Origin of the sequence: Chamaesiphon sp. OTE_8_metabat_110, assembly GCF_031382685.1 — a bacterium.
Lineage (GTDB): Bacteria > Cyanobacteriota > Cyanobacteriia > Cyanobacteriales > Chamaesiphonaceae > Chamaesiphon.
The window spans coordinates 1-5,565 of record NZ_JANMZA010000237.1; the positions used below are offsets into that span (position 1 = coordinate 1).

Here is a 5,565-nt window from a genome sequence, read left to right on the forward strand (position 1 = left end):
TGTGGCTGTATAGCTACTACTCAGAGAACGGATAAAATCTAAAAGGCTTAGTTGAATTGGTTCGGGTATTTTTTCCAGTTCCCGAACGATTGATTCGAGCGTTGAGCGCGATGCACTGAGCTTGCGTTGCCCATGAAGCTCTGCCGAAGGGTCGAAGTGTCCGCTTTGTGGGGTTGTGTTCATGATGCGATTACCTCTCGGCGCGGCTTTGCCGACGCAAAATTGAATGTAATTTAAGTTTAACATTTACTAACTTTTACACCCCAAAATATGCCTGAACTTCAGCTAGGAGTGGATCGATCGTTTGAGCTTGAATTTGGTGCGGTGGGTGCCAATCGACCCATTCAGCGCCAATATGTTCGGTGGAGGTAATCACGGTGGGGGCATCTACCCAACCCAAGAAAATAATTAAAGTCTTTTCCACAGCCTTATTATCATATCTGGCAGATTGGGGATAATAGACCGATCGATACTGAAAATCTGGCTCGATACGCACTGCACTAACTGGAATCCCGGTTTCTTCATTCATCTCTCTGAGGGCGCATTCTAGGTCGGTTTCGCCCGGTTCGATATGTCCTTTCGGGAGGTCATATCGATCCTCGTGTTTCATCAATAGGAACGATTTTTGCGGATTGGGACGAAATAGAATAAAGCCACAGGATTTAACTTGTTTCATAGATATGTGCGAGCTAGAGACGAGTCTCTTATTATAAATCTGGGTGAGTCGCCGATCGATCGCCTTCGGCAGCCGTCGCAGTTGGAGCATCGTGCTACAAAAAGCAGCCACCTTACGTTCTGTCACAGCCGATCGCCGATCGCACCAGTCACCAGCTAATCTAGGAATATAGAAACAGCCAACTGATGCCGTCTGGTACGGTTGGGGATTATAAAAATTGGATAAATCATCATGATGACAACTACTAGACTAGCCAACTACCCTTATCAAATTACCGATCGAGAGCGCGATAATCTCACTCAGACGATCGACTATAGTCAGATTAATGCTATTCCCGAAATTTGGGAAATAGTTGCCGCCAAATGTGGCGAAGTCGTTGCCTTAAATGCCCCCCATAGCAACCCAGCAGTTAGTTTTACTTATCGAGAGGTCGCCACTCAAGTCAAGCTATTTGCGACTGGCTTACAATGCTTAGGGATTCAACCGCATACGGGAGTGGCGTTATTTGCTGACAATAGCCCGCGTTGGTTGATTGCCGACCAAGGAATCATGTTAGCAGGGGCATTTAATGCCGTGAGAAGTTCGCAAGCGGACACCCAAGAATTATTGGCGATTTTAGATAATAGCCAAGCGAAAGTATTAGTAGTTGAAGATATCAAAACTTTAAAAAAACTCAGCGATAAGCTAGGCGATTTAGCGATTAGTTTAATTATTTTACTTTCTGACGAACAACCAGATTCAGACTACCCGATTAAACTGCTCAATTTTAGTCAGACGATCGATTTAGGTCGTACTGGCAATTTTATACCCGTTGTCCTCAACAAAACCGATTTAGCAACCCTCATTTATACATCAGGAACTTCCGGCAATCCTAAAGGGGTGATGCTCTCTCACGGGAATTTGCTACATCAAGTAAATACTTGCGGTACGGTGATTCCCGCTAAACCAGGCGATCGCGTATTGAGTATCTTACCTTCTTGGCATAGTTACGAGCGATCGTGTGAGTATTATTTGCTCTCTCAGGGATGTACGCAGACTTACACCAATATTCGCTATTTCAAGCAGGATTTGAAAGATGTGCGTCCAGAGTACCTGGTGGCAGTTCCGCGCCTGTTGGAGTCGGTTTATGAGGGCATTCAGAAGCAATTTCGGGAGCAGCCAGCCAACAAGCAAAAACTAGTCGATACGCTGTTGGCTGCTAGTAAAAAATATATCGAAGCGCGGCGGATCGTCCAGGGATTGAGTTTGGAATGCTTAAAGCCCAGTTTAAGTCAAAAGTTAAATGCGCGGCTTCAGATGTCGATCTTAGCGCCAGTTCACGCGATCGCCGACAAAATTGTCTACGCTAAAATTCGAGAAGCCACAGGTAGTAAGATTAAAAATATTATTATCGGCGGTGGTTCGCTAGCCAAACATCTAGATTTATTCTTTGAAATTGTGGGTGTCGATGTGCTGCTGGGCTACGGCTTGACGGAAACTGCCCCAATTACCAACGTCCGCCGTCCGTGGCAAAATCTCCGCCTGTCATCAGGAAAACCCCTACCCGGTACCGAAATTAAGATCGTCGATGTCGAAACTCGCCAGCCAGTCTCGATCGGTAGTAAAGGATTAGTATTAATTCGCGGGCCGCAAGTAATGCAGGGTTATTACCGCGATCCTGAAGCTACAGCCAAAGCGATCGATCCTGAAGGCTGGTTTAATAGTGGTGACTTGGGAATGCTCACGGCTAATAAGGATCTGACGATTACCGGACGTGCCAAAGATACGATCGTCCTCAGTAACGGTGAAAATATCGAACCCACCCCGATCGAAGATGCCTGTCTACGAAGCCAGTATATCAGTCAAATCGTCCTCGTCGGTCAAGACCAAAAATCCCTCGGCGCGATCGTTGTCCCCAATTTTGAAGCCTTACAACAATGGGCAACCAGCCAAAACTTACCCTTAGATTTCACCACGACTCCCACTGTAGATGCGAACATCCTCGCAGCTAGTCAAGTTCTCAGCCTCTTTCGAGAAGAACTCAATCGCGAAGTCAAAAACCGTCCGGGCTATCGTGTCGATGACAAAATTGTCGCCATCAAGCTCATCGCCGAGCCATTCACCATCGAAAATGGACTCCTAACTCAGACGCTGAAAATTCGTCGTCCAGTTGTGATGGAGCGGTATCACGGTATGATTGACGAGATGTTCGCTCGCTAAACAGGGAATAGGGTACGGGGCAGAGCCGCTAGCCACTAGACCGATAGCAACTAGTTACCAAAATTACCTAAATCATGGATCTACCAGACTCTCAATTAATGCTCAAGCGGGTCGTCAGTATCAAAGCTGTCGTGACGCAACGTTGGAAAGACGAAACCCAGCAACTATTACAAACACAAATTAGCGAACTGGACGGTCAACTTCAACAGTTAGAAATTCAGGGACAAAGAGCAGTCGCCGAAATTCAAAAACAAAACCTGCAACCGCCTGGGCCGCAGGTAGTTCAACAGATTGAAAGCATCCAGATGCAGGTTAATCAGCAGAAAAGCGAACTGCTAGAACAAAAAAACATGGCGCTGCAACAACTTCAACAAGTTCAATTTCTCGAACTCAAACAAGAAGTCAGTCAAGGTCAAGTTGAAGGCTACTTTGCTGTCAAACTCGGCGATAATTTGATTTCCAAAATGAACGTCGAAGTCCTGCTCCATGATGGGGTGGTGATGGAAATTCGGGGAAATATCTAGAGTAGTGGATAGTGGATAGTGGATAGTGGATAGTGGATAGTGGATAGTGAAAGACAGGTTAGGACGCAAGCGTCCTTCTAGCTCTATATTTTTCATCTACTACCTAGCACGATTCACGATCCACGATCCACGATTCACTATCCACAATCCACTAGGTAAGATAAGATAAGAAGTCGCAAGCTCAACCTAACTGTTCGATCGAGAAGATTCCCCATGGCAATACGCGAAGTTTTCATGCCTGCTCTAAGTTCCACGATGACTGAAGGCAAGATCGTCTCCTGGCAAAAGTCGCCAGGGGATAAAGTCGAAAAAGGTGAAATCGTTGTCGTGGTGGAATCCGACAAGGCAGACATGGATGTCGAAACCTTTTATAGTGGCTTTATTGCGGCGATCGTCGTCCAAGCAGGAGAGTCCGCTCCAGTCGGCTCGGCAATTGCTTTAGTCGCCGAAACCGAAGCCGAAATCGAAACTGCCAAACAGCAGGCTAATGGCAAATCTGCCGCCGCCGCTCCCGTAGCCGTCCCCGCCACCGCCACCGCCGTAGCTGCCAATGCTACAGCAGTAGCCACTCCAGCCGCCACTGCAACCCCAGCAACCAGCCTCAGAAGCGATCGACCTGTAGTATCGCCCCGCGCTAGGAAATTGGCTAAAGAATACGGTGTAGCTGTCGAAACCCTACATGGCACTGGCCCCAACGGTCGCATTACCGCCGATGATGTCGGCATGGCTGCTGGCAAAGCTCCCGCCCCTGTCGCTCAGAGCCAACCCGCAGCGCCAGTTGCTATCCCCGCAGTTGCGCACCCAGTTGCGCCGACTGTTACCGCTAGTGCTGGTGCGCGAGTCGTCCCCTTCAATACCCTCCAATCTGCCGTCAATCGCAACATGATAGCGAGTTTGGCGATCCCGACCTTCCGCGTCGGCTATACGATCGAAACCAATAACCTCGACAAGCTCTACAAACAAGTCAAATCCAAAGGCGTCACCATGACAGCACTGCTTGCCAAAGCAGTCGCGATGACCCTTGCCAAGCACCCTAACGTCAATGCTTGCTTCTCAGATGCTGGTGTCAATCACCCCGGCGCGATTAACATCGCCGTAGCAGTTGCCATGCCCGATGGTGGTTTGATTACCCCTGTCCTCCAACATGCCGACCAGCTCGATCTCTATTCCCTCTCCCGGATGTGGAAAGATTTAGTCGAGCGTGCCCGGATCAAGCAATTGCAGCCCCAGGAATACAGCTCTGGCACCTTTACCATCTCCAACCTCGGAATGCTGGGTGTCGATCGGTTTGACGCCATTCTACCCCCCGGTACGGGCGCAATTTTAGCCGTTGGGGCGTCCCAGCCGACAGTAGTTGCTAGCGAAGAGGGAACATTTGCGATTCGTCGTCAGATGCAGGTCAATATGACCGCCGATCACCGAATTATCTACGGTGCCGACGCTGCCAATTTCCTCAAGGATTTGGCGCTGTTACTGGAAACAAATGTTCAATCTTTGACGCTCTAATTGGGACGATTTCTAAGTAGTGTAATTAGCTCGAACGTAGATGGTGGGCAGTGGTCAGTGAGCGATAGCCGAACTGTGCCCACCCTACATTTCCGCTCCTATTGATGATGAGGCCTGATGTTGCTCACCGCTCTCCGAAGACTGCCGCCTAATGTGTGGCTGATTGGTGCCATCAGCTTGCTCAACGATACAGCTAGCGATCTGGTGTATCCCCTAATTCCCCTGTATTTATCTTCCGTTTTAATGGCTGGCCCGAAAGCTTTGGGGATAATTGAGGGGATTGCTGAAGCGACTAGCAGCATTTTAAAGTTGGGATCGGGAGTATTAGTCGATCGAACTAATCGCACCAAGCCCTGGATCGTCTGGGGCTATGGTTTAGCAGGTTTTAGTCGTCCGCTGATAGCGATTGCTAGTAGCTGGGTGGGCGTGCTGGGGATTCGGATGCTCGACAGAGTGGGTAAAGGCTTGCGGAGTTCGCCCCGCGACGCGCTGCTAGCGGCTAGCGTACCGCCAGAGCGTCGGGGTTTGGCTTTTGGCTTGCATCGATCGATGGATAATGCTGGTGCGGTGTTAGGGCCGATTTTAGCTGCTGTCTTGCTAGGTTATGGATTCAAAGTTCGAGATTTATTTGTGATTTCCATTATTCCAGCCGTCTTGTGT

The 5,565-nt window shown here is 48.8% G+C and carries 6 protein-coding genes; 4 read left to right on the top strand and 2 right to left on the bottom strand.

The features are described from left to right. Together RMO52_RS08825 and RMO52_RS08830 are read right to left on the bottom strand one after the other, a co-directional pair. Nucleotides 1-183 (bottom strand): hypothetical protein (locus tag RMO52_RS08825; protein WP_310413038.1); only part of this gene is annotated, 183 nt, incomplete at its 3' end. 73 nt (nt 184-256) lie between these two features. Next, on the bottom strand, nt 257-802 hold the full coding sequence (locus RMO52_RS08830) for an NUDIX domain-containing protein (protein WP_310413042.1): 546 nt from the start codon (nt 800-802) through the stop codon (nt 257-259). Between the two features lie 108 nt (nt 803-910). Here RMO52_RS08830 and RMO52_RS08835 point away from each other — a divergent pair, with 108 nt between their 5' ends. The 4 genes from RMO52_RS08835 to RMO52_RS08850 form a co-directional block, all read left to right on the top strand. After that, complete coding sequence (locus RMO52_RS08835; RefSeq protein ID WP_310413051.1) at nt 911-2,875, top strand: AMP-binding protein; 1,965 nt, start codon at nt 911-913, stop codon at nt 2,873-2,875. Nucleotides 2,876-2,949: 74 nt separating this feature from the next. Beyond that, complete coding sequence (locus RMO52_RS08840) at nt 2,950-3,399, top strand: YlqD family protein (protein WP_309741982.1); 450 nt, start codon at nt 2,950-2,952, stop codon at nt 3,397-3,399. 213 nt (nt 3,400-3,612) lie between these two features. Further along, a complete protein-coding gene (locus RMO52_RS08845) occupies nt 3,613-4,905 on the top strand; it encodes a dihydrolipoamide acetyltransferase family protein (RefSeq protein WP_310413044.1) in 1,293 nt (430 codons plus the stop codon). A gap of 120 nt (nt 4,906-5,025) precedes the next feature. After that, nucleotides 5,026-5,565: MFS transporter (locus RMO52_RS08850; RefSeq protein WP_396134926.1), on the top strand; the 540-nt coding region annotated here is incomplete at its 3' end.